The sequence below is a fragment of the Alphaproteobacteria bacterium SS10 genome, from assembly GCA_019192455.1.
GTDB lineage: Bacteria > Pseudomonadota > Alphaproteobacteria > TMED2 > TMED2 > TMED2.
This window is the reverse complement of the sequence record JAHCML010000003.1, coordinates 358,217-382,499: the sequence shown is the minus strand read 5'-3', so window position 1 is coordinate 382,499 and position 24,283 is coordinate 358,217. Positions and strand designations below refer to the sequence as shown.

General features: G+C 57.9%; 22 protein-coding genes. 10 read left to right on the top strand and 12 right to left on the bottom strand.

Going from position 1 to position 24,283, the window contains the following annotated elements:
* The first annotated feature begins 29 nt into the window (after nt 1-29).
* The 6 genes from KI792_02230 (at nt 30) to KI792_02205 (ending at nt 8,040) form a co-directional block, all read left to right on the top strand.
* Nucleotides 30-965 carry a ribose-phosphate pyrophosphokinase gene (locus tag KI792_02230; GenBank protein MBV6631832.1) on the top strand — a complete coding sequence of 312 codons (936 nt, stop codon included), beginning with the start codon at nt 30-32 and terminating at the stop codon, nt 963-965.
* A 243-nt stretch (nt 966-1,208) separates the two neighbouring features.
* Nucleotides 1,209-1,883: a 50S ribosomal protein L25/general stress protein Ctc gene (locus KI792_02225; protein ID MBV6631831.1), complete on the top strand. Its 675-nt coding sequence runs from the start codon at nt 1,209-1,211 to the stop codon at nt 1,881-1,883.
* 173 nt (nt 1,884-2,056) lie between these two features.
* Nucleotides 2,057-2,698, top strand: coding sequence for an aminoacyl-tRNA hydrolase (gene pth / locus KI792_02220; protein MBV6631830.1), 642 nt, complete (start codon nt 2,057-2,059; stop codon nt 2,696-2,698).
* Complete coding sequence (gene ddpX, locus KI792_02215) at nt 2,695-3,339, top strand: D-alanyl-D-alanine dipeptidase (protein ID MBV6631829.1); 645 nt, start codon at nt 2,695-2,697, stop codon at nt 3,337-3,339. Before pth ends, ddpX begins: the two co-directional genes overlap by 4 nt.
* A gap of 32 nt (nt 3,340-3,371) precedes the next feature.
* Nucleotides 3,372-4,472: a redox-regulated ATPase YchF gene (ychF, locus tag KI792_02210; GenBank protein MBV6631828.1), complete on the top strand. Its 1,101-nt coding sequence runs from the start codon at nt 3,372-3,374 to the stop codon at nt 4,470-4,472.
* A gap of 394 nt (nt 4,473-4,866) precedes the next feature.
* On the top strand, nt 4,867-8,040 hold the full coding sequence (locus KI792_02205; GenBank protein MBV6631827.1) for an ATP-dependent Clp protease ATP-binding subunit: 3,174 nt from the start codon (nt 4,867-4,869) through the stop codon (nt 8,038-8,040).
* 609 nt (nt 8,041-8,649) lie between these two features.
* Here the strand turns inward: KI792_02205 and KI792_02200 are convergent.
* The 3 genes from KI792_02200 to KI792_02190 form a co-directional block, all read right to left on the bottom strand.
* On the bottom strand, nt 8,650-9,849 hold the full coding sequence (locus KI792_02200; protein ID MBV6631826.1) for an MFS transporter: 1,200 nt from the start codon (nt 9,847-9,849) through the stop codon (nt 8,650-8,652).
* Nucleotides 9,850-9,967: 118 nt separating this feature from the next.
* Nucleotides 9,968-10,828, bottom strand: coding sequence for a VOC family protein (locus tag KI792_02195; GenBank protein MBV6631825.1), 861 nt, complete (start codon nt 10,826-10,828; stop codon nt 9,968-9,970).
* A 5-nt stretch (nt 10,829-10,833) separates the two neighbouring features.
* Nucleotides 10,834-11,430 (bottom strand): DUF924 domain-containing protein, encoded by a 597-nt coding sequence (locus KI792_02190; GenBank protein MBV6631824.1) that lies wholly within the window; start codon nt 11,428-11,430, stop codon nt 10,834-10,836.
* Between the two features lie 178 nt (nt 11,431-11,608).
* Here KI792_02190 and KI792_02185 point away from each other — a divergent pair, with 178 nt between their 5' ends.
* Nucleotides 11,609-12,226: a hypothetical protein gene (locus KI792_02185; protein ID MBV6631823.1), complete on the top strand. Its 618-nt coding sequence runs from the start codon at nt 11,609-11,611 to the stop codon at nt 12,224-12,226.
* A 19-nt stretch (nt 12,227-12,245) separates the two neighbouring features.
* Here KI792_02185 and KI792_02180 read toward each other — a convergent pair whose 3' ends face one another.
* From KI792_02180 to petA, 3 genes are all read right to left on the bottom strand, one after another.
* The gene (locus KI792_02180; protein ID MBV6631822.1) at nt 12,246-13,040 is read right to left on the bottom strand and encodes a cytochrome c1; all 795 of its coding nucleotides are present in this window, start codon (nt 13,038-13,040) and stop codon (nt 12,246-12,248) included.
* Entirely contained in the window at nt 13,040-14,317 is a 1,278-nt protein-coding gene (locus KI792_02175) for a cytochrome b/b6 (GenBank protein ID MBV6631821.1), read from the bottom strand. The genes KI792_02180 and KI792_02175 overlap by 1 nt, the downstream gene beginning before the upstream one ends.
* A gap of 87 nt (nt 14,318-14,404) precedes the next feature.
* Nucleotides 14,405-14,989, bottom strand: coding sequence for a ubiquinol-cytochrome c reductase iron-sulfur subunit (petA, locus tag KI792_02170; protein ID MBV6631820.1), 585 nt, complete (start codon nt 14,987-14,989; stop codon nt 14,405-14,407).
* Nucleotides 14,990-15,294: 305 nt separating this feature from the next.
* Here petA and KI792_02165 point away from each other — a divergent pair, with 305 nt between their 5' ends.
* Nucleotides 15,295-15,786 (top strand): hypothetical protein, encoded by a 492-nt coding sequence (locus KI792_02165; protein ID MBV6631819.1) that lies wholly within the window; start codon nt 15,295-15,297, stop codon nt 15,784-15,786.
* 13 nt (nt 15,787-15,799) lie between these two features.
* Entirely contained in the window at nt 15,800-16,714 is a 915-nt protein-coding gene (hemF, locus tag KI792_02160) for an oxygen-dependent coproporphyrinogen oxidase (protein ID MBV6631818.1), read from the top strand.
* 11 nt (nt 16,715-16,725) lie between these two features.
* Here hemF and rapZ read toward each other — a convergent pair whose 3' ends face one another.
* The 4 genes from rapZ to KI792_02140 form a co-directional block, all read right to left on the bottom strand.
* Nucleotides 16,726-17,595, bottom strand: a complete 870-nt coding sequence (rapZ, locus tag KI792_02155; GenBank protein MBV6631817.1) for an RNase adapter RapZ — start codon at nt 17,593-17,595, stop codon at nt 16,726-16,728.
* Nucleotides 17,596-17,607: 12 nt separating this feature from the next.
* Entirely contained in the window at nt 17,608-18,120 is a 513-nt protein-coding gene (locus tag KI792_02150) for a hypothetical protein (protein MBV6631816.1), read from the bottom strand.
* Entirely contained in the window at nt 18,120-20,045 is a 1,926-nt protein-coding gene (locus KI792_02145) for a stimulus-sensing domain-containing protein (protein MBV6631815.1), read from the bottom strand. The genes KI792_02150 and KI792_02145 overlap by 1 nt, the downstream gene beginning before the upstream one ends.
* A gap of 123 nt (nt 20,046-20,168) precedes the next feature.
* Nucleotides 20,169-20,915 (bottom strand): response regulator transcription factor, encoded by a 747-nt coding sequence (locus KI792_02140; protein ID MBV6631814.1) that lies wholly within the window; start codon nt 20,913-20,915, stop codon nt 20,169-20,171.
* A gap of 323 nt (nt 20,916-21,238) precedes the next feature.
* Between KI792_02140 and KI792_02135 the strand changes: the two genes are divergently transcribed.
* Entirely contained in the window at nt 21,239-22,096 is an 858-nt protein-coding gene (locus KI792_02135; GenBank protein ID MBV6631813.1) for a DUF2470 domain-containing protein, read from the top strand.
* On the opposite strand, the gene KI792_02130 is transcribed toward KI792_02135, so the two are convergent.
* Together KI792_02130 and KI792_02125 are read right to left on the bottom strand one after the other, a co-directional pair.
* Complete coding sequence (locus KI792_02130) at nt 22,093-22,890, bottom strand: DUF1223 domain-containing protein (GenBank protein ID MBV6631812.1); 798 nt, start codon at nt 22,888-22,890, stop codon at nt 22,093-22,095. The genes KI792_02135 and KI792_02130 overlap by 4 nt on opposite strands.
* Before the next feature lie 87 nt (nt 22,891-22,977).
* Nucleotides 22,978-24,282: a bifunctional folylpolyglutamate synthase/dihydrofolate synthase gene (locus KI792_02125; GenBank protein MBV6631811.1), complete on the bottom strand. Its 1,305-nt coding sequence runs from the start codon at nt 24,280-24,282 to the stop codon at nt 22,978-22,980.
* Between the last annotated feature and the right edge of the window lies 1 nt (nt 24,283).

Below are 24,283 nucleotides of genomic sequence, written 5' to 3'. Positions count from 1 at the left end.
CCCGCCAAACCAGTTCCGGCCGTCATTCCATGAAGCTGCTCGCCTGTAACAGCAACCGCCCACTTTCCGAGGCGATTGCCGCTTCCCTTAACCTCCCTCTGACGAAGGCGAGCATTCGCCGCTTCTCCGATATGGAGGTGTTTGTCGAGATCTTGGAAAATGTGCGTGGTGAGGATGTGTTCGTCATCCAATCAACCTCTTTCCCGGCGAATGACAACCTGATGGAGCTGCTGGTCACCCTGGATGCCCTGCGCCGTGGCTCGGCCCGCCGGATCACCGCGGTCGTTCCTTATTATGGTTATGCGCGCCAGGATCGTAAGACCGGCCCACGGACACCAATCTCCGCAAAGCTGGTCGCCAATCTGATGACCGTTGCCGGTGCCGACCGCGTCCTGACCATGGATTTGCACGCCGGTCAGATCCAAGGCTTCTTCGACATCCCGCTGGATAATCTGCTGGCCGCACCTGTGTTCGTTAAGGACATTAAGGACCAGGTTGGTAGCGGCAAAGACATCGTCATCGTCTCACCTGATGTTGGCGGTGTGGTTCGCGCCCGTTCAGTGGCGAAGCGCCTCGATGCTGATCTGGCGATCATTGATAAACGCCGCGAGCGCGCTGGCGTGTCAGAGGTGATGAACATCATTGGTGACGTGGATGGCCGCGAGTGCATCCTGCTTGATGACATCGTCGATAGCGCTGGCACCCTCTGCAACGCCGGTGTCGCGCTAAAAGAGGCTGGCGCCAAATCAGTCCGCGCCTATGTCACCCACGGTGTGTTGAGCGGCGGGGCCGTTGCCCGGGTTGGTGCATCCCCGCTGGTTGAGCTGGTCACCACCGACAGCATTACCGCCACCGAGGCCGTGCGCGTTGCCACCAATATCCGTCAGCTTTCCATCGCGCCGCTAATGGCCGAGGCAATCAGCCGGATCTCTGATGAGCGGTCGGTTTCCAGCCTGTTTGACTGATCCGGCAGCGCCGAACCCCGGCACCGGTCAAAAACAATAAAAAACTGGCACTAATCGGCGGTTTGGGCTATTTCCCCCGGCCTAAGGCCGGATTAAGTCCTGCCATTGGCGTTTGAAACCGCACCCCTGGAGGCGGCAAAGGCCAGTTTCGCAATGATGCAAGAACCTCGGATGGGCCTCACCATTGGTTGGGCAACGCCCCGCTTTTGGCCAAAACCCATCCCGAACCACGAGTTTTGAACAATGAGCACTGAAGTTCGTAATTTGGAAGCGGAAGCACGCGAGCGGGTCGGTAAGGGGACCGCCCGGGCCGCACGCCGCGCCGGTCGCATTCCAGCCGTTATCTATGGTGATAAGAAAGAACCTGTCACCATTACCCTGTCTGATCATGAAATCCGCATGTTGCTGCAAAAGCCAGGTTTCATGACCACGCTTTGGGACATCAAGGTGGGTAAAGACACCCACCGCGTGCTGGCCCGTGATGTGCAGGTCGACCCTGTGATGGACTTCCCAGTCCACCTCGACTTCCTGCGCGTGACCGCGAAGACCAAGATCGCGATTGAAGTGCCGGTGAACTTCGTTAACGAAGACACCTCCCCAGGCCTGAAAGCTGGCGGCACCCTGAACGTCGTCCGCTACGCTGTTGAGTTGCTGGTTAGCGCTGGCAACATTCCAGAGAGCCTGGAAGCCAATGTCGGCGAAATGGAACTGGGCGATGCGCTGAAGATCAGCGATATCGACCTGCCAGACGGTGCGACCCCGACCATTACCGATCGGGATTTCACCATCGCCACCGTCGCCGCTCCATCCGCACTCAAGTCCGAAGCTTCCGAAGCTGAAGATGGCGAAGAGGGTGAAGAAGGCGAAGCCACTGAAGCTGCAGCTGATGGCGCAGCTGAGGGCGACAGCGAAGAGTAAGACCGACCAGGTGCCATTGGCGACCTCTAGGTCTCGACCAATGGCGCGGACGGAACTAAGTATCTCGGGCCGCGTTGTGCCACCATCGGTTCTGACTGGGACCGTGGTTGCGCGAGCGGCCCGAAGTCTTTGCGGCCAACAAATCTGAAGCCTGCATATCTGAAGTAAGTGACATGTTGATCTTCGCCGGCCTGGGCAATCCCGGGCCCAAACATGCAAAACAGCGGCACAATATCGGCTTTATGGCCGCCGATGCCATTGCCTCACTGCACGGGTTTGATGCCTGGCGCAGCCAATTTCGCGCGCTAACAGCACAGGGGCGTATTGGCGGGAAGAAGGTGCTGTTGGTGAAGCCGCAGACCTTTATGAATGACTCAGGTGCCGCCATTGCCGGTGCCATGCGCTTTTATAAGGTCGATACCGACAACCTTATCACCTGCCATGATGAGCTGGACCTCGCCGCCGGGAAGCTGCGCATGAAGCGCGGTGGCGGGCATGCTGGCCATAATGGCCTGCGCTCAATCGACAGCCATCTGGGCCCGCATTATTACCGCCTGCGCCTTGGCATTGGGCATCCAGGTGAGAAGTCACGGGTGTTGGGCCATGTGCTGGGCGATTTCGCCAAGAGTGACCAGCCGTGGCTCGTCGCCATGATTGGCGGCATCGCGCAGGAGTTTCCGAGGCTGGTTGAGGGTGACCACAACGGTTTCACGAGCCGGGTCGCAATGATCATCCATGACGCGACCAAGCCACCAGCGCCACCTAAGGAAGCCAGTAAAGCGGCAGACACAAAAGCAAGCGGATCACCGGCATGAGTGAGCAAACCGAATTCGATCAAGACGCGACCCTAGTGCGGATCAATTCACCGGCCATGCCGATTGACTGCCAACCCGTCTATGCCTCCACGCATAACGTGATCCACCATCCGATCTATAACCGGCTGGATTGCTATCTGCGCCCACAGGCGGCGGAAGCATTGGCGGAGGCCTGCCATATGGCGGCAAAGGATGGCTTTACCATTCGCCTGTTCGATGCCTATCGCCCGCTAGAGGCGCAATACATCTTCTGGGAGCACACACCGCATCCCGACTTCGTCGCCGATCCGCGCCTGGGCTCAACCCATGGCCGCGGTGTGGCCGTGGACATCACCCTGCTTGATGAGCAGAAGATGCCCCTGCCGATGGGAACAGAATTCGATGACTTCACCGAAGTCGCCCATCACCGCTACACCGACCTACCCGAAGAGGTGTTGGCCAACCGCCAGCGCTTGCGTGGCTATATGGAGATGGCGGGATTTGTTATTCACGCGCCGGAGTGGTGGCATTACAACCTGCCCGCCGCTGACCGGTTTGACCTTATTGCTGACGGCACCGCCGTACCGCCAATGCTGCGACCTGAGATGGCGGCACGGGCACAGGCCGTCATGGCCAAGCTTGGCGTCAGCCCTGGCGCCTAACCCCTATTCACCCCAACCCGAGCTAGAAAATCATGGGCTTTAAATGTGGGATCGTCGGCCTTCCCAATGTTGGTAAGTCGACCCTGTTCAACGCGCTGACCGCAACCGCCGCCGCGCAGGCTGAGAACTTTCCGTTCTGTACCATTGAGCCAAATGTTGGCCGGGTCGCGGTGCCCGATGCACGGCTCGACACGATCGCCAGAATCGGTGAGTCAGCCAAAATCATCCCAACCCAGCTTGAGTTTGTTGATATCGCTGGACTGGTCCGCGGCGCCTCTAAAGGTGAAGGGCTGGGCAACCAGTTCCTCGCCAATATCCGCGAGACCGATGCCATTGTTTACGTGCTGCGCTGTTTTGAAGATGGCGACATCACCCATGTGGAAGGCTCCGTCGACCCCTTACGCGATGCCGAGATCATTGAGACCGAGCTGATGCTCGCCGATCTGGAGAGCATTGAGCGCCGCATGCAGAACGCCGTTAAGAAGGCACGCGGCAACGATAAGGAAGCCAAAGAGCAAATGGCGGTGATGGAGCAGGTCAAACCCCTGCTTGAAGACGGCAAACCAGCCCGCATGGTCGATCTCTCCGATGATGAGATGCGCACCTTCAAGATGCTGCAACTGCTGACCGCGAAGCCCGTGCTTTATGTCTGTAACGTGGAAGAGGACAGCGCCGGTGACGGCAATGACCTCAGCGCTAAGGTCGCCGAGATGGCGACCGAGAAGGGCGCGGAAACCGTTGTGATCTCTGCCAAGATTGAGAGCGAGATTGCCCTGATTGAAGACGCGGCAGAGAAAGCTGAGTTTCTCGAGACCATGGGGCTGGAAGAGCCGGGCCTCAACCGGGTGATCCGTGCGGGCTATAAGCTGCTCGACCTGGTTACCTTCTTCACTGTTGGCCCGAAGGAGGCGCGCGCCTGGACCGTGCGTCGCCACTCCACCGCACCGGAGGCCGCCGGGGTCATCCATACTGATTTCCAACGCGGCTTTATTCGTGCCGAAACCGTCGCCTATGACGAGTTTGTCGAATTGGGTGGCGAGGCCGCAGCCCGGGAAGCAGGAAAGCTACGTCAGGAAGGCAAGGAATACGTCACCCAGGATGGCGACATATTCCACTTCAAATTTAACGTCTGACGACACAAAACGACCTGCGCTAGCCGCAAAAACATAGCCAAAATTATCGATTAAAAGCCGATGCCCACGCGTCGGCTTTTTTGCGTTTTTGGGTTTTGACATCAACAAACACCAACATCGTCAACTTAAGCGACCATCAACCCGCTTGCTTATCAGCTATGCAAAACGCGCAGATGGGCCATAATTTAGACGCATATCGTGTTTGTTATATAATCTTCCCATTCTCAGAAAAATTATTTCTCAAAACCGTAACAATCGCGCTTTCCGCTTTCGGAAACGGCATTTTAGCTCGTGAGGGTCACCGCCCTGACAACGCTGCCATGCACTAAACGAATAAGCAGTGAGGGGTGGTGGAGGAAATCGCTCCCCATTCTGCATGAAAGTAGATTGATTTATGTCCCAACGGTCGCTCGATCCGAGCACGTTCTTTTCTGAGCTTGGCATCTATTTGGAAGCCAGCCGGGAAGAGAGAAACACCGACAAGATCGATATTGATGATCTTTATTATGCGCTCACCCTGATTGATGAGGGTGGGTACATGGCGCAGACCCGTACCCTGGATCAGTTTGGCCTGACCAACGATCTGGACTACGTCCAGCAATTCGGTCGCCCGAAGGGTTATGAGCGCCCAGACCTGACCCAGGCCATCGCTGAGGCCTATGTCGAGGTAGCCCCCGCCGTTCACGCTGACTTCGAACAGCGTATGGCCGACGTGATCGACAACCTGGATGAAGGCTATGAGGCCTATGCCGCCGCTGCCCTGGATCATGGCGAAGAGCAATATATCGAGCAGGCCACCGAAGATTATTACGGTGAGACACCGCCATCGCTCCACGGCCTGGCCCAATACCTAGCCCGCCGCATCATCGTTGCCGCCCAGAAGCAAGAGCGGGCCTCAACAAAAGACGATCTACCGCTTGAGATCACCCAGACGGTGACGTCTCGCGCGCAAAACCATCTTTACGCCCTCGCCCGCGATCCAGTGCTGCTGCTTCAGGGGCTTGAGGGACGCGGCAGTGAAGTCAGCCAGGTCAACATCCGTCGGTTTGCCCAGGCCGTTGATCCCGATTTCTACCGCCTCATTACCGCCCGCAATAACACCCAACTCGCTAATTCTAGTGCCGTTCCGGAGTCCGATATGCCATCTCAACAGCTCATTAAGTTCGTCATGAAAGCCCAGCGCGAAGCACGCGCCATGGGTGATGATAAGCTGCTGCCAAAGCACCTATTCGTGGCGCTGCTCTCTGATGATCAGGTGCAGTCCGAGCTGAACCACCTCAATCAGAGTGCTCGCAAGATCAACTCTGCTGAGATCCGCGAGGCACTTCGCGCTGATGTTGATGATGCCACCCTGTCCAACGATGACGAGGAAGCGGATCTGACCTCACCTGAATTCGTTGAGGCGCAGCTGAAGCTGGATGACATCTTTGAAGCGGAGCAAGGCAAGTTTGCTGCCTCTAAAGCCGTTCAGCAGATGCTGGAAGACTACCCAGAGCTGGAAGATGCACTGCGTGAGGTTGGCTTCACCGACCGCCGCCTGAAGCGTTGGGGCGAAATCTCTGGCAACGAACTGCCAGTGTCCTCAACCACGCCGTTCAAGATTGATGAAGGGCAATTCCAAGCGGTTCTGCGTGAGTTCACCACCGACATCACCGAGCAAGCCCAGAACGGTAAGCTGGACCCAATTATCGGTCGTGACCAAGAGCTGGAGCAGATCAAGACGATCCTGACCCAGCGGAAGAAGAAGAACCCAATCGTAATTGGCGAGCCTGGTGTTGGTAAAACCGCCATGCTGCACGCCTATGCCCAGGCAGTTGTCGCCGGTGACGTGCCAGACTCTCAGGTTGGCGCCAAGGTACTAGAGCTGGATGTGGCTGGCCTGGTTGCCGGTACGCGCTATCGCGGTGACTTTGAAGAGCGCCTGAAGGTTCTCGTCAACGGCATCGCCGAGCGTAATGCCCGCGGTGACCGTCCACCGATCATTCTTGGTGTTGATGAGGCGCACATGCTGGTTGGCCTCGGCGCCAATAGCGGCGACGCCCAGGGTGCCTCACAGTTCATCAAGCCTGCACTGCAGCAGGGTGACCTGATCACCATGATGTTCACCACTGAGGACGAGTATCGCAAGTTCATCGCCAAGGATGGCGCGCTTGAGCGTCGTATCCAGCCGGTGAAGGTCGATGAGCCATCCCCAGAGGACACGGTCACGATCCTTAAAGGTCTGCGCACCAAATACGAAGATCACTACGATATCACCATCACCGATGAGGCTATTGAAGCCGTGGTGCAGCTGGGTGGTCGCTACATCCATGACCGCAACTTCCCAGACAAGGGCCTCGATGTGATCGATGGTGCCGGTGCTGCCGCCCTGCGCGATGGCAAAGAAACCGTCGACCGCGAAGCGATCATCGAGACCGTGGCCCGGATGGCCAAGCTGAAGAAGGAGTATCTGGGCGAGGAAGATAATGCCCGTTACGCCGCTCTTGCTGAGCGCCTCAGCGAGGACGTCTTTGGTCAGGACCAAGCGATTGAAGAGGTCGCCCTATCCCTCGCCGTTGCGAAGGCTGGCCTTCGTGAGCCGCACAAGCCAATTGGCTCATACCTGTTCGTTGGCCCAACCGGTGTTGGTAAAACCGAGCTTGCTAAAAGCTTGGCGAAACACACCTCCGGGTCCGTTGACAACCTGGTTCGCATCGACATGTCCGAGTACATGGAGAAGCACTCGGTCAGCAAGCTGATCGGTGCCCCTCCAGGCTATGTCGGTTATGATCAGGAAGGTGAGCTGGTTGGCGCGATCCGCCGCAATCCAAACTCTGTCATCGTGTTCGATGAGATCGAGAAGGCGCACCCAGACGTCCAGAAAATCCTGCTGCAGGTGATGGATGACGGCAAGCTGACCGACTCTCAAGGCAAGACGATCGACTTCTCAAACAGCCTGATCGTCATGACCTCCAACCTGGGCGCGCAAGCGGCCAATGAGGCAGAGGCCAAGCGGACCATCGGCTTCACGCAAACCGAAGAGAAGGTTGATCGCACCGCCATTATGACCGGTGAGGTTGAGCAGTACTTCTCACCTGAGTTCCGCAATCGCCTCGACGGTGTGGTTCCATTCGGTGAGCTGACCAAAGACGTCATGGCACCGATCCTGGACAAGCAGATCGACCGCCTGGTCAACCAGATGGAAGAGGCCTGGGGCATGAAGCTCGAGCTTTCTGACACTGCCAAAGAGCAGCTGATGGATGAAGGCTTCGACCCGAAGATGGGTGGTCGCCCATTGAAGCGTGCTCTGAACCAGTTGGTTGAGCGTCCGCTATCTCTATGGCTACTGAAGAACAAGAACATGCGCGACCGGCCAGGTACGACCCTCAAGGTCGATGGCATCGGTGCCGAGTTCTCAGTGACCGAGGACAAGCCAGATCAGCTGATCGATCCAAAGCGGATCCAGAACCGTGGCCCAGACACCGACCTGCCAGGCGATACCGTCGCGCGACTGCGTCGTCGCCGCGAAGGTTATCGGGACCAGCGCCGGGAGCCACCAGCACCTGCACCGGGTAAGCGCTTCGGCTAAGCCTTAACTNTAAGTGTTAGAGAATAAAGAACGGGAGTGACCGGTAACTTGGTCACTCCCGTTCGTCACTTCGAGACCTGGACCACCAGGGGTCGGGCAGGATCATCGGCCGTGTGAGGCAGGAAAGCCGATGAATTGGTAACCCAAATCTCGAACTATGGGGCCTCGACGTACAGTGGGCACGGAACGTGTCGGCCTTGTTCACATATCAGCGCTGAAGGAGGCTTCTCGGGGGGTGTTGGGATGGCCGCCCTCACTGCTGATAGGTGAATAATTGGCCAGTTTTTATTGAGCCGCAAATATTTTTATTTAGCTTATACAAGCATAAAAATCGGAATTACTTTAGGGAAATGTTGCGGCGAATATGGATAAAATTTGCCGCTATTTTTTCAGCCCAAATGGCGCCATCAGGCGCCGTATGCGGCCACAACTTAAAGCAACTCAAGATACTGATTTAAAACAATAGTTTTTGGCCGCACTAGAAGCAGTACTGGGCGATGCCGGCCAGTAGGATGGTCACCCCGTGTATCGACCAGAGGTAACTGGCGCCCATTAAGGGCAGGCCCAGCGCAAGAATCAGCATCGATTTTTTTATTAGATTACTTGTCATCATGCGGCCTGACCCACCGGTTTATGCACTGGTTTGTCCTCAATCGGGAAATGCAGAACCGCCGCAATGATACCAAGCGCGATGCTCGCCAGCCAAATCGGCTCATAAGAACCAAAGCGTTCAAACGCCTCCCCGCCCAGCCAGGCACCAAAGAAGCTACCAACCTGGTGCCAAAGGAAGACCACGCCATAAAGGGTGGATAGGTAGCGGGTGCCGAAGATCTGGCCGACCAACCCGCTGGTCAGTGGCACCGTGGCAAGCCACAGGAAGCCAATGACAGCGCCAAACACAATCCCACTGGTCGCGGTAACCGGCAGCATCAGGAAGACGGCAATCGCCACCGCCCGCGCCATGTAAAGGAAGCTCAGCAAATACTTCTTCCGGAACCGGCCGCCCAGCTCCCCGAATAAGAAGGAGCCAAAGATGTTGAACAGGCCAATCATGGCAAAGCCAATGGCCGCGTCGAAGGCCGTGACCCCCTGATCCAACAAATAGGGCTGATAGTGAACCGCCATAAAGGTGACGTGGAAGCCGCAGACAAAGAACCCGGCATTCAGCAACCAATAGCCGCGATGCCGAAACGCCTCCCGAACCGCATCACTGAGGCTCTGATCACGCCCGGCATCCGCGGCCGCTACCGGCTTACCTGACAGGCTGTAGGCCAAGACCGCCATAATTGAGAGTAGGATTGAGAGGCCAACCAACGCGCCCTGCCAATCCACCTGCTCAATCAGCGCTTGGGTACCAGGGACAAGGGCAAACATGCCAAAGCTGCCAACCGCCGTGGTCACACCAAAGGCCCGGGACCGGTGCTCCAACGGCACAGCACGTCCAATGGCCCCCAACACCACCACATAGGTTGTGCCCGCAAGACCAAGACCGGTCAGCACCCCAAGTGTTAGATGAAGGCCCAGCGGGTCGGCACTTACCGCCATCAGCAGCAAGCCAGCAATATAGAGTGCCGTACCGCCAACAATGACCCGGCCGGCGCCATATCGGTCAGCGATGGCACCAACCAAGGGCTGGACCAAACCAAACACCAGGTTAGAGATGGCGATCGCTAGGCCCATCACATCACGACCGACGGCAAGGTCCATGCCCACGGGCTGCACAAACAAGCCAAAGCTCTGCCGCACACCCATCGCCACCATGACGATGATTGAGCCGCATATGATGATGGTCCAATGCCTGGCCGTCATAACCCTATCCTTGATTACGTGAATACCGAGTGTGCGCCCTGCCCGCCCCATCTGCAATCGAATAGGCGCCGGAATTATCCCGCTCAGATCAACGCTGCTATCAGGCCCGGACTCGCAATCAGCTCATCGCAAATTCAATGACGGTGCCATCGGCATCATCCGGCCCAACAACCAGACGCAACCCCTGCTCCGGGATGATTGCGATGCCTTGCGCGGATAGATAACGTTCGGTCTCGGACAGATCACTGACCAGGATGGTGGTGACCAGGGGGCCTTCCCGGTCCAACCATTTGGGATCAAGCCCCCGATATCGACGCGCCGCCCGGTCCGGGCTTAGGAAGCGAAGCCAGCAACCATCACCAACGGGCACATCAAGGCGCCCCTGACCGGCCAACATCTCATTATCCGGCATGTTCAGCGTCGCCAACAGCCGGCGATACGGCACCTCTAGTGAGGCGGGATCAGGGTGGAGGAGTGTTACCCCTTCAATGCCGTAGGCCCCGTTGGGATGCTCCAACCAATCGGCCTCACGGATCAGGTCACGGGATAGATGCTGGCACCAGAAGCAACTTAGCCCCGGAGTGGCGTCGGTGGTCCCATATGCAAGGCGGAAAGAGACATCACGGGTGCCGTCGGGATGTTCAAGCAATCTGGACAATTCGGCCTGCCGGTCAGCTAAACCACCCTGCCCTAACCCCTCAAACACCCGCTGGGCATCATGGGTGGCGAAAGCGAGGCCAAGCAGACCAGGCCCCCGTCCCTCCAGCTTCTGGTCAAAACCATTGAGTGGCTGGCTCGGGTCAACAATGCCCAGCAGCTCCAGATAATCTTCTGGAAACATCACACAGTAGTTTGCCGTGCCCCACCCCACATGACGGCCAAGGGGCGTCAGGGTAAAGCCGAGCCGCCGGTAGGTCCCGGCAGTCGCCTCAAGATCACTGGAGATGGCCAAGGTGTGGTCGAAACCAGAGCTAAGCATGGGGTTTAGAAGCCACCGGGCTTCTCTTCCAACCAAGCAGCTTCAGCCTTGGTCGTCTCTCGACCCAAAACCGCGTTGCGGTGGGGGAAGCGGCCAAACTTCTCAATCGGTGCGTGGTGACGCCGGGCATATTCGGTCAGCTCCACCCAATGCTCCGCATCCTCGCCGCTATACCGGTCAGCGAACTGATCAAATAGCTGCACACAGCGGTTCTGCAGGTCTAGATCCTCCGCATGCTCTAGTGGCAGTAGGACGAACAGCATTTCAAACGGGCCAAGACTGGCCAGCTCATCGGCATAACGCTCCAACGTAAACAGCGCCAAGGACTGCGCCAGCCGATCATAGGCAAAGGCCGTTGCATCATCGCGGAAGCAATTGCGTGGCACCTGGTCCAACAGAATCAAAAGCGCCCGCACACTGTCCAGGCTGTCGCGCCAGCTATGCAGCGAGCCTTTCTGGGCAAATGGCAGTAATGGGGTAAACCGTCGGCGGATTTCATCATCCACCGCATCGCTGCGTTTAAACCAATCCTCCATCGTTAGCTCATCGAACCAGAACGACAGCAAGGCACGGAAACGGGGGTCGGGTGGGAAGGTCTGCATGCCCCCTATTTGAACCAAAGCTGCCAAAATACCAATGGTTGATGGCACGGTGTTTGGGTAAAACCCGCCAATCGCCTATACTTTTTGGTTCATGCAGGCAGGTTTTAGGGTGCTTTGGCCCGTTCCTCGCATTAAGCATGGCCTAAATGGCAGGCATTTAACGACCGGCAGCTAGGCTTTGGATCAGTTCGAAATCGACCATCGCGCCTATGAGGCAATAAATGAGGGATCGGCGGCACTCGCCAACCTTGTGCTGTCTCACCTCCGGGCTGCCAGCAAGTTTGACCCATCGACCATTCTGGCCGGTATCGGCTTCGTCCTCGGCGACACCCTATTGCGGGTGTCCGGCCAGGATCTGGACGAGTATGAGCCGGGCACACCGGTTGAGAACCCGTGGATCGATGCCAATGGCCAACGGCTTAGCATCCTAATGGCGGGTTGGCTGACGGCCCAGGGGCTTAAGGTCCTGCCACCTGGCTTTCCCTCAAATGACCAGGCCCGTGGTGGGATTGAGGGTATCAACCCCGCTTATGAGCCAGCTCAGCTTGCCAATGAGCTGCGCCCCTCCATCAACCGGTTGATGGAGAGCCGGGATCTCGGTTTTGAGGATCGGGTGCTGACGGCGTCCCTGGCCGCTGTGCGCCTCTTGATTGGCCTCCGGGAGGCTATCGGGCCTGAAGAGGGTGCCAGCATCATCATGCGCGCCGTTGCCATTGCAGGCCGCCATGCACCCATGAAAAAAGCCGACGAGCAGGTGCCGCCGGCTTTATCCATGATGTCTGTCGCGAACGGTTAAAACCGCCGCTACGCCCAGCTTAGTGGGCGACGTCTGCCCAGATCCGACGCTTCACACCGTACATGATGCCGGTGAAGACGATCAGGAAAAGGATAACCTTAACGCCAGTTTGCTTTCGCTCCTCAAGGTGCGGCTCAGCTGACCACATCAGGAAGGCAGACACATCGGCCGCCATCTCTTCTGGGGTTGGCTCAAAATCAGCCTCGCCATCTAGGCCCTTATAGGTGACCAGACCCTCAACGATTGGGTTAGCCATGGCGATCAGGTGACCTGGGTAATACTCGTTATAGTGCATGCCCTCTGGCACATCCTTGCCCTCAGGCGCGTCGTGGTAACCGACCAGCACACCGTAGATGTACTCAGCGCCATAAGGACGGGCCTTGGCGAGGAGTGACATGTCTGGGGGGTAAGCACCGCCATTGGCAAAACGAGCGGCCTGCTCATTCGCAAATGGGTTTACAAAGCGATCTTTTGGCAGGCCTGCCCGCTCAAACATCTCACCTTCGTCATTCGGGCCATCAACCACCGTGTACTGGGATGCTAGAGCACGGACCTCTGCTTCTGAGAAGCCAAGATCAGCGAGGTTACGATAGGCCAGGAGGTCCATGGCGTGGCAGCCGGAGCAAACCTCTTTATAGACCTGGAAACCGCGCTGTAGTTGAACCCGGTCATAGACGCCGAAAGGCCCCTCAAAGGAGAAATCAACATCGGGCGGGGTAACCTGCTCACCCGCAGCCTGGGCGGTGCCCATGCTGGTGATTAGCAAGCCAGTGGCCAGGGCGGCTGCCGCAAGGAAGTGTCGCGCAAAGCCCATCAGGGTTTCTCCATCGGTTTTGTAGCAGGTGCAGCCCCGGCAACGCCGTGGGATCCACCACCTTTAAGAACGGCCTCACTAATACTCGCCGGTAAGGGCAGCGGTTTCTCGAGTTTACCGAGAACCGGCAGCACCACCAGGAAGTGGGCGAAGTAGTAAACGGTCGCCAGCTGACCAACGATCACATACCAGCCTTCAGCAGGCTTAGCACCGACATAGCCGAGAACCAGGCAGGTCACGACCAACAGCCAGAAGAAGAACTTGTAGATCGGACGGAAGGTGGTTGAGCGAACCTTAGACGTATCAAGCCATGGCAGGATGAACAGCACAGCAATCGCGGCGAACATCAGCACCACGCCGCCAAGCTTGTCCGGCACGGCACGCAGGATCGCGTAGAACGGCAGGAAGTACCATTCAGGGACGATATGCGCCGGCGTCACCAGCGGGTTGGCCGGGATGTAGTTGTCTGGGTGGCCGAGGAAGTTTGGCGCGAAGAAGACAAACCCAGCGAAGAAGATCATGAACACCCCAAGACCGAAGATGTCCTTCGACGTGTAGTAGGGGTGGAATGGCAGGGTGTCTTTCTCAGACTTCGGCTCAACGCCCAGCGGGTTGTTAGAACCCGTGATGTGAAGCGCGGCAACGTGAAGAACCACAACACCGACAATCACAAATGGCAGCAGGTAATGCAGCGCAAAGAACCGGTTCAGCGTTGGGTTATCAACCGAGAAGCCGCCCCAGAGCCAGATCACAATCTGCTCCCCGAATATCGGGATGGCCGAGAATAGGTTGGTGATCACCGTGGCACCCCAGAAGCTCATTTGGCCCCAAGGTAGGACGTAACCCATGAAGGCGGTGGCCATCATGAGGAGCAGGATCACAACGCCCAGCATCCAAAGCAGCTCACGCGGCGCTTTGTAGGAACCGTAATAGAGGCCACGGAACATGTGGATATAGACCACGATGAAGAACATGCTGGCGCCGTTCTGGTGAACATAGCGGAGCAGCCAACCATGGTTCACATCGCGCATAATCCGCTCAACGCTCTCAAAAGCGTAGTCGGCATGGGCGGTGTAGTTCATCGCCAGCAATATGCCGGTGATGATCATGGTCACCAGGACGAACATGGCGAGGGCGCCAAAGTTCCAGAAATAGTTGAAGTTCCGCGGTGTTGGGAAAACCCCATACTCGCGTTGCATCAGGGTGAAAATAGGCAGGCGGCTATCCACCCACTCAATCACCGGATTTTCAAACTTCGCGCGTTCGCCGCCAGCCATGGCAACCTCTTCTGCGTTTTCTCTCAGCGGTAAATCCGCTGGGGTTAATCAAAAACCGGGTCAATGCCCCGGTCATCTGACGATGATTTAGCCAATCTTGATCGTCGTATCGTTCTCAAAAACGTACTCAGGAACTTCTAAGTTAGTTGGCGCAGGGCCTTTTCGGATGCGACCAGACGTATCGTAGTGCGAACCGTGGCACGGGCAGAACCAACCATCGTAGTCGCCCTTGTTGTCAGCGGCCTTCTGGCCAAGCGGGACGCAGCCAAGGTGCGTACAAACGCCAACCATGACCAACCACTCAGGTTTCTGGACCCGATCCTCATCGGTCTGGGCATCGCGAAGCTCGTCAGGATTGACGGCGCGCGCCTCTTCGATTTCTTCCGCCGTCCGGTGGCGAATAAAGACCGGCTTACCACGCCAGGTAACGGTGATCGCCTGACCTTCGGTGATGCTGGATAGGTTCACATTGATCGATGCCAGCGCCAGGGTATCAGCCGCTGGGTTCATGCTATCGATCAGTGGCCACGCCACGCCACCCGCTGCAACCGCGCCCATAGCGCCCGCAGACAGAAACAAGAAATCGCGCCGGGAACCAGCGGTTTCATTGTGGTGGGGATCATCGGCCGCGCTGGTTTTCCAGCCATCATCCGTGACATTCGTGTCGGTCATTACTCAATACCTGCTCGTCAACCTTAAGACCGCTAAGCTGCCTCGAGAGTGAGGCCAAAAGCTTGGTCATCGGTAAATAACTCATATCATGCCGGGACGCAGCGTGAATGCGGCGCGGGGCCGCATAAAACCTGGATTTAAAAGCCGTTAACAGAAAGCCCGGTCAAATCCCAAGGGCCAGAGATAACAGCGTTTCAAGACCGCCCACCCGACAACGCAAATCCTTGCCAAATCTCGCGTAGGAAGCTCTATACAAAAGCTACGTCTGCATTGCCAGTGGGCGGCTCACCAAAAACGATTTGATCATGCCCAGACTGTGTCTGTTTCAGCCCGATATCGCCGGTAATGTTGGCAGCATGCTTAGGCTCGCCGCCTGTTTGGCCGTGCCTTGCGAGGTGATTGGTCCCTGCGGATTTCCTTGGGATGACCGCCGATTGCGGCGTGCCGGCATGGATTACATCGACCAGACCGATTACCGATTTCACACCGATTGGGCGGCATTCGGTCGCTGGCGCGAAGAAAACCTCCCTAAATCACGGCTGATTCTCCTGACCACCAAGGGTGACGGCGCCCTTCCTGACTTCACATGGTCAGAGGGCGATCTGATCATTCTTGGCCGGGAGAGTGCCGGGGCGCCGGAAGAGGTGCACCAAGCCGCTGACGCTAGGCTTCGTGTTCCGGCGGCGGCGCGGTCACTCAATGTTGCAACAACGGCGGCCCTTGCCTTAGGTCATGCGGTCAACCAATTGAACGCCTGGCCGGTGAACGCGCCCGCCAGCAATAGTGCCGTCAGTTAAGGACCGAAATTCGATGCCGGATGGAGCCACACCGGATACGCCAGAGCGACGGCAGCCCACCACCAAACCAAGCGACGCGCAGAAGCAGCAAGCCGCAACCTGGTTTGCAACGCTGCGCGACCAAATCTGTGAGAGCTTTGAACGGCTCGAGGATGAGCTGACCGGAACCTTTGCCGACAAACCGGCTGGTCGGTTCGGGCGCAAAGACTGGCAGCGCACGGACCAAGTATCGGGTGAGCCCGGCGGCGGTGGCACCATGTCGATCATGCGAGGCCGTGTGTTTGAGAAGGTCGGCGTCAACATCTCCACGGTTCATGGCCAGTTTTCCCCTGAGTTTCGAGGCCAGATCACCGGTGCTGGTGAAGATGGTCAGTTCTGGGCTAGCGGCATCAGTCTAGTCGCCCATATGCACTCCCCACTCGTGCCAGCCGTGCACATGAACACACGGCATATCGCGACATCTGTCGGGTGGTTTGGCGGCGGCGCTGATATGACCCCCACCTTCCCGGATGAGGCGGATACGGCGGCTTTCCACAACGCGTTGAAGTCGGCCTGTGATGCCCATGATCCGAGCTATTATCCGGACTATAAGGCCTGGTGTGATCGCTATTTCTATCTGCCGCACCGGCAAGAGCCGCGCGGCATTGGCGGCATTTTCTACGATCAGCTGGATACCGACGATTGGGCTGCGGATTTTGCGTTCACCCAGGATGTAGGCCGCGCCTTTGCCGAGGTTTATCCAGAAATCGTGCGGCGACACATGAACCAGCCCTGGACGGACGAGCAGCGCGAGGCTTTGAGGGCTAAACGGGGCCGATATGTTGAATTTAACCTGCTCTACGACCGCGGAACGCTGTTTGGCCTAAAAACCGGCGGGAATATTGAGGCGATCTTGATGAGCCTGCCGCCCGACACCGCCTGGCCGTAATCAAACCCGACCTATTTCGGTAAGTCCCGATGGGCGATCTGGGGCGTGAACTCCCCATCATTGAGTGCGGCACCCAGCCTCTCAGCCAGGAAAACCGACCGGTGACGGCCGCCGGTGCAGCCAATCGCAATGGTCAGGTATCGCTTGCCCTCAGCGCGATAGCGGGGCAGCAGCGGCCGCAGCAGGCCCAGCAAATGCGCCTCAAAATCCTCAAAGCCGGGGTCGGCCTGTACGGCATCGGCCACGGCCTGGTCCAAGCCAGTTAGTGGCCGCAGCTCTGGGTCGTAATGTGGGTTCTTAAGGAACCGGACATCGAAGACCAGATCAGCCTCTCTCGGCACCCCACGCTTAAACGAGAAGGAGGTAACAAAGATCGAGAGACCACCGCGCCCCTCCTCACCAAAATGCCCGGCCACAAGGCGCCGAAGATCATGGATTGAGAGGTCGCTCGTATCGATGGTGAGATCGGCGGCATCCCGAAGCGGGCCAAGCAACTGCCGCTCATGGGCAATGCCATCAGCGACGGGCCGGTCCAAGGCCAAGGGATGGCGGCGGCGTGTCTCTGTAAAGCGCCGGGTCAACACCTCATCACCGCAATCTAGGAACAAGAGCGCTGCTTTAACACCGCTTTGCGCCATCAACTCATCCCTAGCACTGATCAAGGTTGGCACCTCGAAACCACGGGTTCGGGTATCAATGCCAACCGCCACATGACGGCGGAGAAAATCGCCCTGGGCGATCAACCCCGCTAGCAAAGGCAGCGGCAGGTTATCAATCGCCTCAAAACCCACATCCTCCAGGGCCTTAAGCGCGCTGGACAGGCCAGCGCCAGACAGGCCGGAGACAATGACAAATTGTGGGGTATCCGCCTGGTCGCGCATGGGGTGGGGCTATCAGTCCGCACCTATCGGCGCGGTTCGCGGGTCAGATTGCGATGCGATCTTGGACCAATGCCCGGCGGCAAGCAATCGCAACCCGGCAATAACCCGTAGGCCCAGGGCATCAATATCTGTGGGCAGGGTCAGGGATGGCACTCGAACACCAAGCACCTCGGCGAAGGTTGGTTCTGGCAGCCGTTCAACCAGATCCGGTCCGCCCCGTACTAACTCAATAACCAGATCGATGGGATGCGGCTTCCCAACATACGGGTAAGGCACCAAACCGACACCACGCACCTCTAGCAATCCAGCTATATTTGCCGGACAATCCGACCAAACACTACCATTATATGTTTTAGAAACAATAACTTGATCATCGGCAATCAGGAGGGCGTCAGATTGCTCAATCAAGGTTAATGCTAGGGTCGATTTGCCAGTACCGCTCGCCCCGACGATCAAGGCGCCAAAGGCAGCATCGGTGCCAGAGAGCGGCACCCGTAGGGCAGTGCCGTGTTTGTTGGTTCGCATCAGGCCGCGCTCTTGCGCTTGCCGCGCCCCTTCTCAACGGGACGATCACGGCGGGCAGCGCGGGTGACACTTGGGTCGGCCGCAGGTAGGTCGATGATGAACCGGGCGCCAATCACATCCTTGCCGCTATACCGGTTTTCGACACGGATGGTGCCGTTATGGGCCTCGATGATCTGCTTTGAGATCGAAAGGCCGAGGCCAGAATGAGTGCCGAACTTCTCCGTCTTTGGTCGCTCTGAATAGAAGCGGTCAAAGATGGCATCGAGCTTACCCTCTGGAATGCCAGGACCATCATCTTCAACTGTGATAATCGCCCGCTCACTGTGATGGGTGGCGGTCAATATGATGCGCCCACCGGCGGGGGAGAATGACATCGCGTTGGTGATCAGGTTCTGAAGCACCTGTACCAAACGCCCCTCAAGGCCCAACACATGCAGCTTACCGGCTTGCGGGAGCGAGAGAATGAACTCAACCGGCGCCTCATCCTCACCATCGCTGGCGATCGTATGGCGATACATATCCGCAAGCATCCCAAGCATCTGGGATAGATCAATAACCTCAGCATTCGCACGGGACAACTCCGCATCCAGACGTGAGGCATTGGAGATATCAGTGATAAGGCGATCAAGACGGCGAACATCATCCTGAACAATCGCCATCAGTTTCTGTTGCTGCACCGGATCCGTGACCCGCGAGGCGGTCTCGACCGCCGATCTAAGCGACGTCAGCGGGTTCTTAATCTCATGGGCTACATCGGCGGCAAAAGCCTCAATCGAGTCTAGCCGCTGCCAAAGCGTTTCGGTCATCTCGCGCAGGGCGAGAGACAGATCGCCAATCTCATCCCGACGGGCTGTAAAGTCGGGAATTTGGCTGGTTCGGCCGGGGCTGTTGCGGACACGGTCAGCGGCCCGCGCAAGGCGACGTAACGGCCGCTCAATCGTACCAGCCAGGTATAGCGAGAGCAGCACGGTGACCGACAAGGCGATCATAGAAATATAGAGGATCGAGCGCCGAACCTCGGTCATCGCCGCTTTTAACTGGCTACCATCACGGATTAGCAGAACGGCGCCCAGCACTTGTTTAAACTGCTGCACTGGCGCGGCGGCGGTGAACGCAACATCATCGCCATCAGATGCCCAAGCGGTGGAGCTTACATGGCCAACCAGCGCGCGGTTAACATTCTCCATCGCCGATTGGGTGATGGCGGTTCCCCTGGCTAACTGCCGTCCACCATCATCTTCGGCCGGGGCTGGCATGCCGAGCAGATCTGCCCAGCGATCAGAGAGGTGCCAGGAATTGTTCCAAACCGCCGTCTCATCATTAACAAGGGGTGGCAGTTCCTCAATCTCAACAATGCCTAGGCCACCGCGCAGCATGTGGCTGTCCGCAACCACCTGGCCATTGCCTAGGAATAACCTTGAGCGGGTTTGCGTGGTTTCGTTAAGACGGCGGACCATCTGTCGGCCAAGCGGTGGCGACAGGACAATCTCGTTATCAACATCTTCAACCACCGCACCCTCACCGACCATCGCGGCAAAGATCTGTGCTTCCGTGGCAAGGTTTGTCAGCTCCCGCTCAATCAACTGACGACGGTATTGGTCGAGGAACATCACGCTGCCGACCAGCACCAAAAGCGCCATTAGATTAACCGCGAGGATGCGCAGCGTCAGTGTTGAGAAAGCCCGCTGTCGGTTGCCTTTAACCGGCTCTGCGTCGGCTGGGCGATTGTCAGCGCTCGGGCTCTCTAGCTCGGGCAACACATCGCCCGGCGCCGGGCCAACATTCAGGCGGGTGTTTGGGTTGAACGGACCAGCGGCGGCAAGCGGACGTGCGGCGCTGGCTGAGCCTGCGCCACCATCTTGGCCCAAATCCCGCTTAATCTCGTTCAAGACCGCTGCCCTTCCAAACCACAGCCCTGGCGGCATCGCGCCAGGATGGGTTAATCGCGATAACCCTTATGGGGTGAAGTATACCGCACAGCAAGCCAGCACCACAAACCAGCGCGGCCTGCGGTGCTAGCGATTCATTTGTGCTGGTAAGAATTGCCCTTAAGCGACGGACTCTGGCTCATCACCAGGTGCATCATCAAGCTGATCGCCCGCCTGACGATACCGGTACCCCACACCGTACAGCGTCTCAATGCCCGCGAAGTCGTCATCGATGGATTTGAACTTCTTACGAACTCGCTTCACATGGCTGTCGATCGTCCGATCATCCACATAGATGTGCTCGCCGTAGGCGGCATCCATCAACTGGTTCCGGGTCTTAACATGGCCGGGTCGGTCGGCGAGGGTTTTAACCAACAGGAACTCCGTCACGGTTAGCGGCACCTCAATGCCCTTCCAGGTGCAGAAGTGTCGGTCCATATCGAGGACCAACTCACCACGCACCATGGCGTTCTCTTCCTTCTTGGAAGACTGGCCACGGGCTGCTTCCCGGCGCAGCAGGGCGCGAATACGCTCAATCAGCAGACGTTGTGAGAATGGCTTCTTGATGTAGTCATCGGCACCCATGCGAAGGCCGAGTAACTCATCAACCTCGTCATCCTTAGAGGTTAGGAAGATCACCGGCACTTGGCTTGTCTGACGTAGCCGAGCCAGGGTTTCCATTCCATCCAGACGCGGCATCTTGATGTCGAGCACAACAAGGGAAACAGGCTTTTCGGCAAGGCCGCGTAGGGCCTCATCACCATCGCCATAGGTATCCACGAGGAACCCTTCAGCCTCTAAGGCCATCGAGACCGAGGTCAGGATGTTCCGATCATCATCCACCAGGGCGACCGTGGCTTGGTCCATGATTTCATCCTCAATGCTGCCGGCGGTTGCGGCTAAAGCCATACTCATCACGATTGATCCTTAAAAACACCTGTCATTGCCAGGGTCATCCGCAGACCAACCGCGTTTTTGCCGAGTTATTCTAGGCGAATAAACGCGTGTTTTTCCGGTGATGCCCCGAAACCGTCACGATTGCTAGTGTTGAGCGCCATTATGGCGGCAATTCGGCGGAATTTCGGGCATCTAGGGCAATATCCCATGGTCGTTTCATGGCAATGCTGCCCCTTCCCTGCCATATTATGGGTGACAGGGCGGTGATTAGGCAATTTCGGGAATTCTCAGCGATGGCAGAACCAGGTTCCAGCCCGGAAACAAACAAGCCGCGAAAACACCGCGATGCCACAACCCAGCCAGCCCGTCTGGCCAGACTGCTGATCCGGCGGGCCCGCTTCGGCGCCCTTGGTACCGCAGATCATGGTCACCCCCATGTCTCCCTGATCGCAGTTGCATCCGATCAACGTGGCCAGCCCCTAATGCTGATCTCTGATCTGGCGAAGCATACCCAGAATATCGGCCGGGATGTCCGCGCCTCCGTCCTGATTGAGGTGGCGCAACCTGGCGTGATCCAGGATGTCGGAGACCCGTTCAATAACGGCCTCCCAACACCCCAGCGGGCGGACCAAGCAGACCCGCTGACCTTGGCACGGGTGACCTTAACTGGCCGGGTAGAGGCCGTGCCGGCCGAGTTACGTGCCGCTGATCAAGAACGCTTTTTGGCCCGCCATCCGGACGCCCAGCGCTATGCTCATTTCAGTGACTTCAACCTGTACAGATTGGTGGTTGAAGAAGGGCATCTGGTCGCCGGTTTCGGCGCCATTAACGACCTGACCGCCGAACAACTACTAATCGCGGAGGAACGGGCACAGGCCCTGGCAGCAGCGGAACCAGGCATGATCGACCATATGAATGCCGACCATGCCGATGCCATCGCCGATATGGCGACCGGCCTGCTAAACCTGCCTAAAGGCACCTGGCGGATGACCGGCGTAGATTGCGAAGGCTATGATCTGGTTGACGGTAATCGAGGTTGGGCGCGTGGCACGTTTGAGCAGCCGTTGCGGAACCCAGCCGGGGCCAGGGCCGTTTTTGCAAGGCTGACCAATCTGGCACGCGGGATCGATTTGACGGATGACGCGCCTTAAATGATGGCGTCGGGTCGCAGCTGACCAGCCCCAATAATCGGGCCGTAATTCCGCTCCTGCACCAATACGGCAAGACCGGCATTGTCGTAGCCTGGCTTTGGCACCTTGAACTGCACAGGCTCACCGCGCCAACGACCCAGCACACGGCGTTCGCGCACCACATGGTGATAGTTGAGGGTCCGGCCACCATTCTCACCACGACCGATCTTGGTTTGATGCAGTTCGTCGTAACGCATCAGCAGTACTTCAGCCTCGACATTGTTCGCCATGCCGCTGAGGTCGACGGTCACCTTCTCACCATTGGGTATGAAGGCAACCTTCACCCTTGGCTGATGCTGGGCTTTTGCCAGCTCGTCCTCAACCGCGCGCAGCACCATGTTGCGGCGGGAGCCGATCACATCGACCTCACCATCCACAATCATCTGCGGGGTATAGTTGTTCCGGCGGTTATGCCGGCGGCTATAGCTGGATTGCAGCTGTGTTGCCCAGCTTGAGGAAAATGGATCCTTCCACCCCAACCGGTCCCAATAGTCCACATGATAGGCAAGGGCGATCACGTCCTGGCGTTTGGAAAGCTCAGCCAGGAAGGCATCCGCTGGCGGACAGGATGAACACCCTTGGGAGGTGAACAACTCCACAACCACAGGATAATCAACGGGGGCGCCACGGAACTGCGCTTGCGCGTCACCGTGGCTGCCCTTGGCACCAAGCAACCAACCACCGAGACCGGCGGCGGCACCTGCCAAAAGGGATCGACGCCCAACCGGGCGAATTTGGGGGCTTTGCGATGTCATGCCCTATAATGAAGGGAATCTCGAAGCCTGACGCAACCCAAGCGGCGTCACAGCTGCGTTATAGGTTGTGAACAGTCGATCTGCCGCTTACGTGCCGACCAGGGCAAGCCGTTGATTTTGATCATCTTGATCGCGAAGGATGCCGCCGATCAGATAAAGCGATCCGGCGATCAATAATGGCGCCTCAGTCTGGCCAAGCTGGGCTAGGGCGTCTTGCCAGCCACTGGCCACTCGAGTCGGAATGTCGTGGCCAGCTAGGTGCTGACTAATCGCATGCGCCAAATCTTCGGCTGGCAGGCCAGCATCGGTGTCCGGCACCGGCACAGCAACGATCCGGGCAAAGCGGCCGACAATCGCATCCAGCATAGGATCCAAGGCCTTATTGGCCATCACGCCGATCACCAAATCACCCTTAGGCTGGCCAGCTGTCATCTGATCCCATGCGCCCATCACCGCACGCATCCCCTCAGGGTTATGGGCACCATCGAGATGAGCTTGCCTATGAGTGCCGTCGGTCGTCAGCGTGACCGGCTGCAAACGACCCGGCCATTTGGCCATCGCGAGCCCTGCTGACAGCTTGTCATCAGTGAGAGGGACCGAACGGTCCGCGGCAAACTGCTTAAACGCCGCCAGGGCCGTGCGGGCATTATCTTGTTGGTGAGCACCTGTCAGGCCAGGCTCACCTGGTAACTCATCTGGTAGGGCAACGATGGGGGCCTGAAGCTCCGCCGCCCGCGCCTGGATGACCGAAAGCGCCTCGGGCGCTTGTGGGCCGATGACCACGGGGCGTCCGGGCTTGATAATGCCGGCCTTCTCACCCGCAATCGCGGCCAAGGTCTCGCCCAGGAAGCCCATATGGTCCATCCCAACCGGGGTGATGGCCGTCACCGCCGGGGCGAGCAGCACGTTGGTTGCATCGACACGGCCACCTAGACCCGTCTCCAGCAACAGCAAATCAGCCTGATTATCGGCAAAGGCCAAGAATGCGGCCGCTGTGGTGATTTCGAAAAAGGTGATCGGCTCACCGCCATTGGCTGCTTCTACCTTGGCGAGATAGGCCTCAAGCGGCGCGTCATCAATTGGTTGCGGCAACTGTCCCGCGCCGGGTGAGAGTGCGATCCGTTCGTTGAACCGGGTTAGATGTGGCGAGGTATAGCAGTGAACCCGCAGCCCATGGGTGGCGGCCAGTGCGGCGATGAAGGCAATTGTTGAGCCCTTGCCATTCGTACCCGCCACATGGATTACCGGTGGCAGCTGTTGATCCGGACGCCCTAGAGCATCAAGCAGCCGCTCGATCCTGCTTAAAGACAGGTCGATTAACTTGGGGTGCAGGGTCAAAAGCCTGGCAAGGATCGCGTCGACCGGATGGTCCGGTGTCCCTGGCCCGGCCATC

Coding starts and splice junctions, on each gene's coding strand:
- KI792_02145 (MBV6631815.1), bottom strand. CDS start 20,045: ATGCCGCCAGGGCTGTGGTTTGGAAGGGCAGCGGTCTTGAACGAGATT.
- KI792_02225 (MBV6631831.1), top strand. CDS start 1,209: ATGAGCACTGAAGTTCGTAATTTGGAAGCGGAAGCACGCGAGCGGGTC.
- rapZ (MBV6631817.1), bottom strand. CDS start 17,595: ATGCGCGACCAGGCGGATACCCCACAATTTGTCATTGTCTCCGGCCTG.
- KI792_02195 (MBV6631825.1), bottom strand. CDS start 10,828: ATGCTTAGCTCTGGTTTCGACCACACCTTGGCCATCTCCAGTGATCTT.
- KI792_02205 (MBV6631827.1), top strand. CDS start 4,867: ATGTCCCAACGGTCGCTCGATCCGAGCACGTTCTTTTCTGAGCTTGGC.
- KI792_02175 (MBV6631821.1), bottom strand. CDS start 14,317: ATGGCTGGCGGCGAACGCGCGAAGTTTGAAAATCCGGTGATTGAGTGG.
- KI792_02130 (MBV6631812.1), bottom strand. CDS start 22,890: ATGACATCGCAAAGCCCCCAAATTCGCCCGGTTGGGCGTCGATCCCTT.
- hemF (MBV6631818.1), top strand. CDS start 15,800: ATGCCGGATGGAGCCACACCGGATACGCCAGAGCGACGGCAGCCCACC.
- pth (MBV6631830.1), top strand. CDS start 2,057: ATGTTGATCTTCGCCGGCCTGGGCAATCCCGGGCCCAAACATGCAAAA.
- KI792_02135 (MBV6631813.1), top strand. CDS start 21,239: ATGGCAGAACCAGGTTCCAGCCCGGAAACAAACAAGCCGCGAAAACAC.
- KI792_02150 (MBV6631816.1), bottom strand. CDS start 18,120: ATGCGAACCAACAAACACGGCACTGCCCTACGGGTGCCGCTCTCTGGC.
- KI792_02190 (MBV6631824.1), bottom strand. CDS start 11,430: ATGCAGACCTTCCCACCCGACCCCCGTTTCCGTGCCTTGCTGTCGTTC.
- ychF (MBV6631828.1), top strand. CDS start 3,372: ATGGGCTTTAAATGTGGGATCGTCGGCCTTCCCAATGTTGGTAAGTCG.
- KI792_02140 (MBV6631814.1), bottom strand. CDS start 20,915: ATGGACCAAGCCACGGTCGCCCTGGTGGATGATGATCGGAACATCCTG.
- KI792_02230 (MBV6631832.1), top strand. CDS start 30: ATGAAGCTGCTCGCCTGTAACAGCAACCGCCCACTTTCCGAGGCGATT.
- petA (MBV6631820.1), bottom strand. CDS start 14,989: ATGACCGACACGAATGTCACGGATGATGGCTGGAAAACCAGCGCGGCC.
- KI792_02125 (MBV6631811.1), bottom strand. CDS start 24,282: ATGGCCGGGCCAGGGACACCGGACCATCCGGTCGACGCGATCCTTGCC.
- KI792_02180 (MBV6631822.1), bottom strand. CDS start 13,040: ATGGGCTTTGCGCGACACTTCCTTGCGGCAGCCGCCCTGGCCACTGGC.
- KI792_02165 (MBV6631819.1), top strand. CDS start 15,295: ATGCCCAGACTGTGTCTGTTTCAGCCCGATATCGCCGGTAATGTTGGC.
- ddpX (MBV6631829.1), top strand. CDS start 2,695: ATGAGTGAGCAAACCGAATTCGATCAAGACGCGACCCTAGTGCGGATC.
- KI792_02200 (MBV6631826.1), bottom strand. CDS start 9,849: ATGACGGCCAGGCATTGGACCATCATCATATGCGGCTCAATCATCGTC.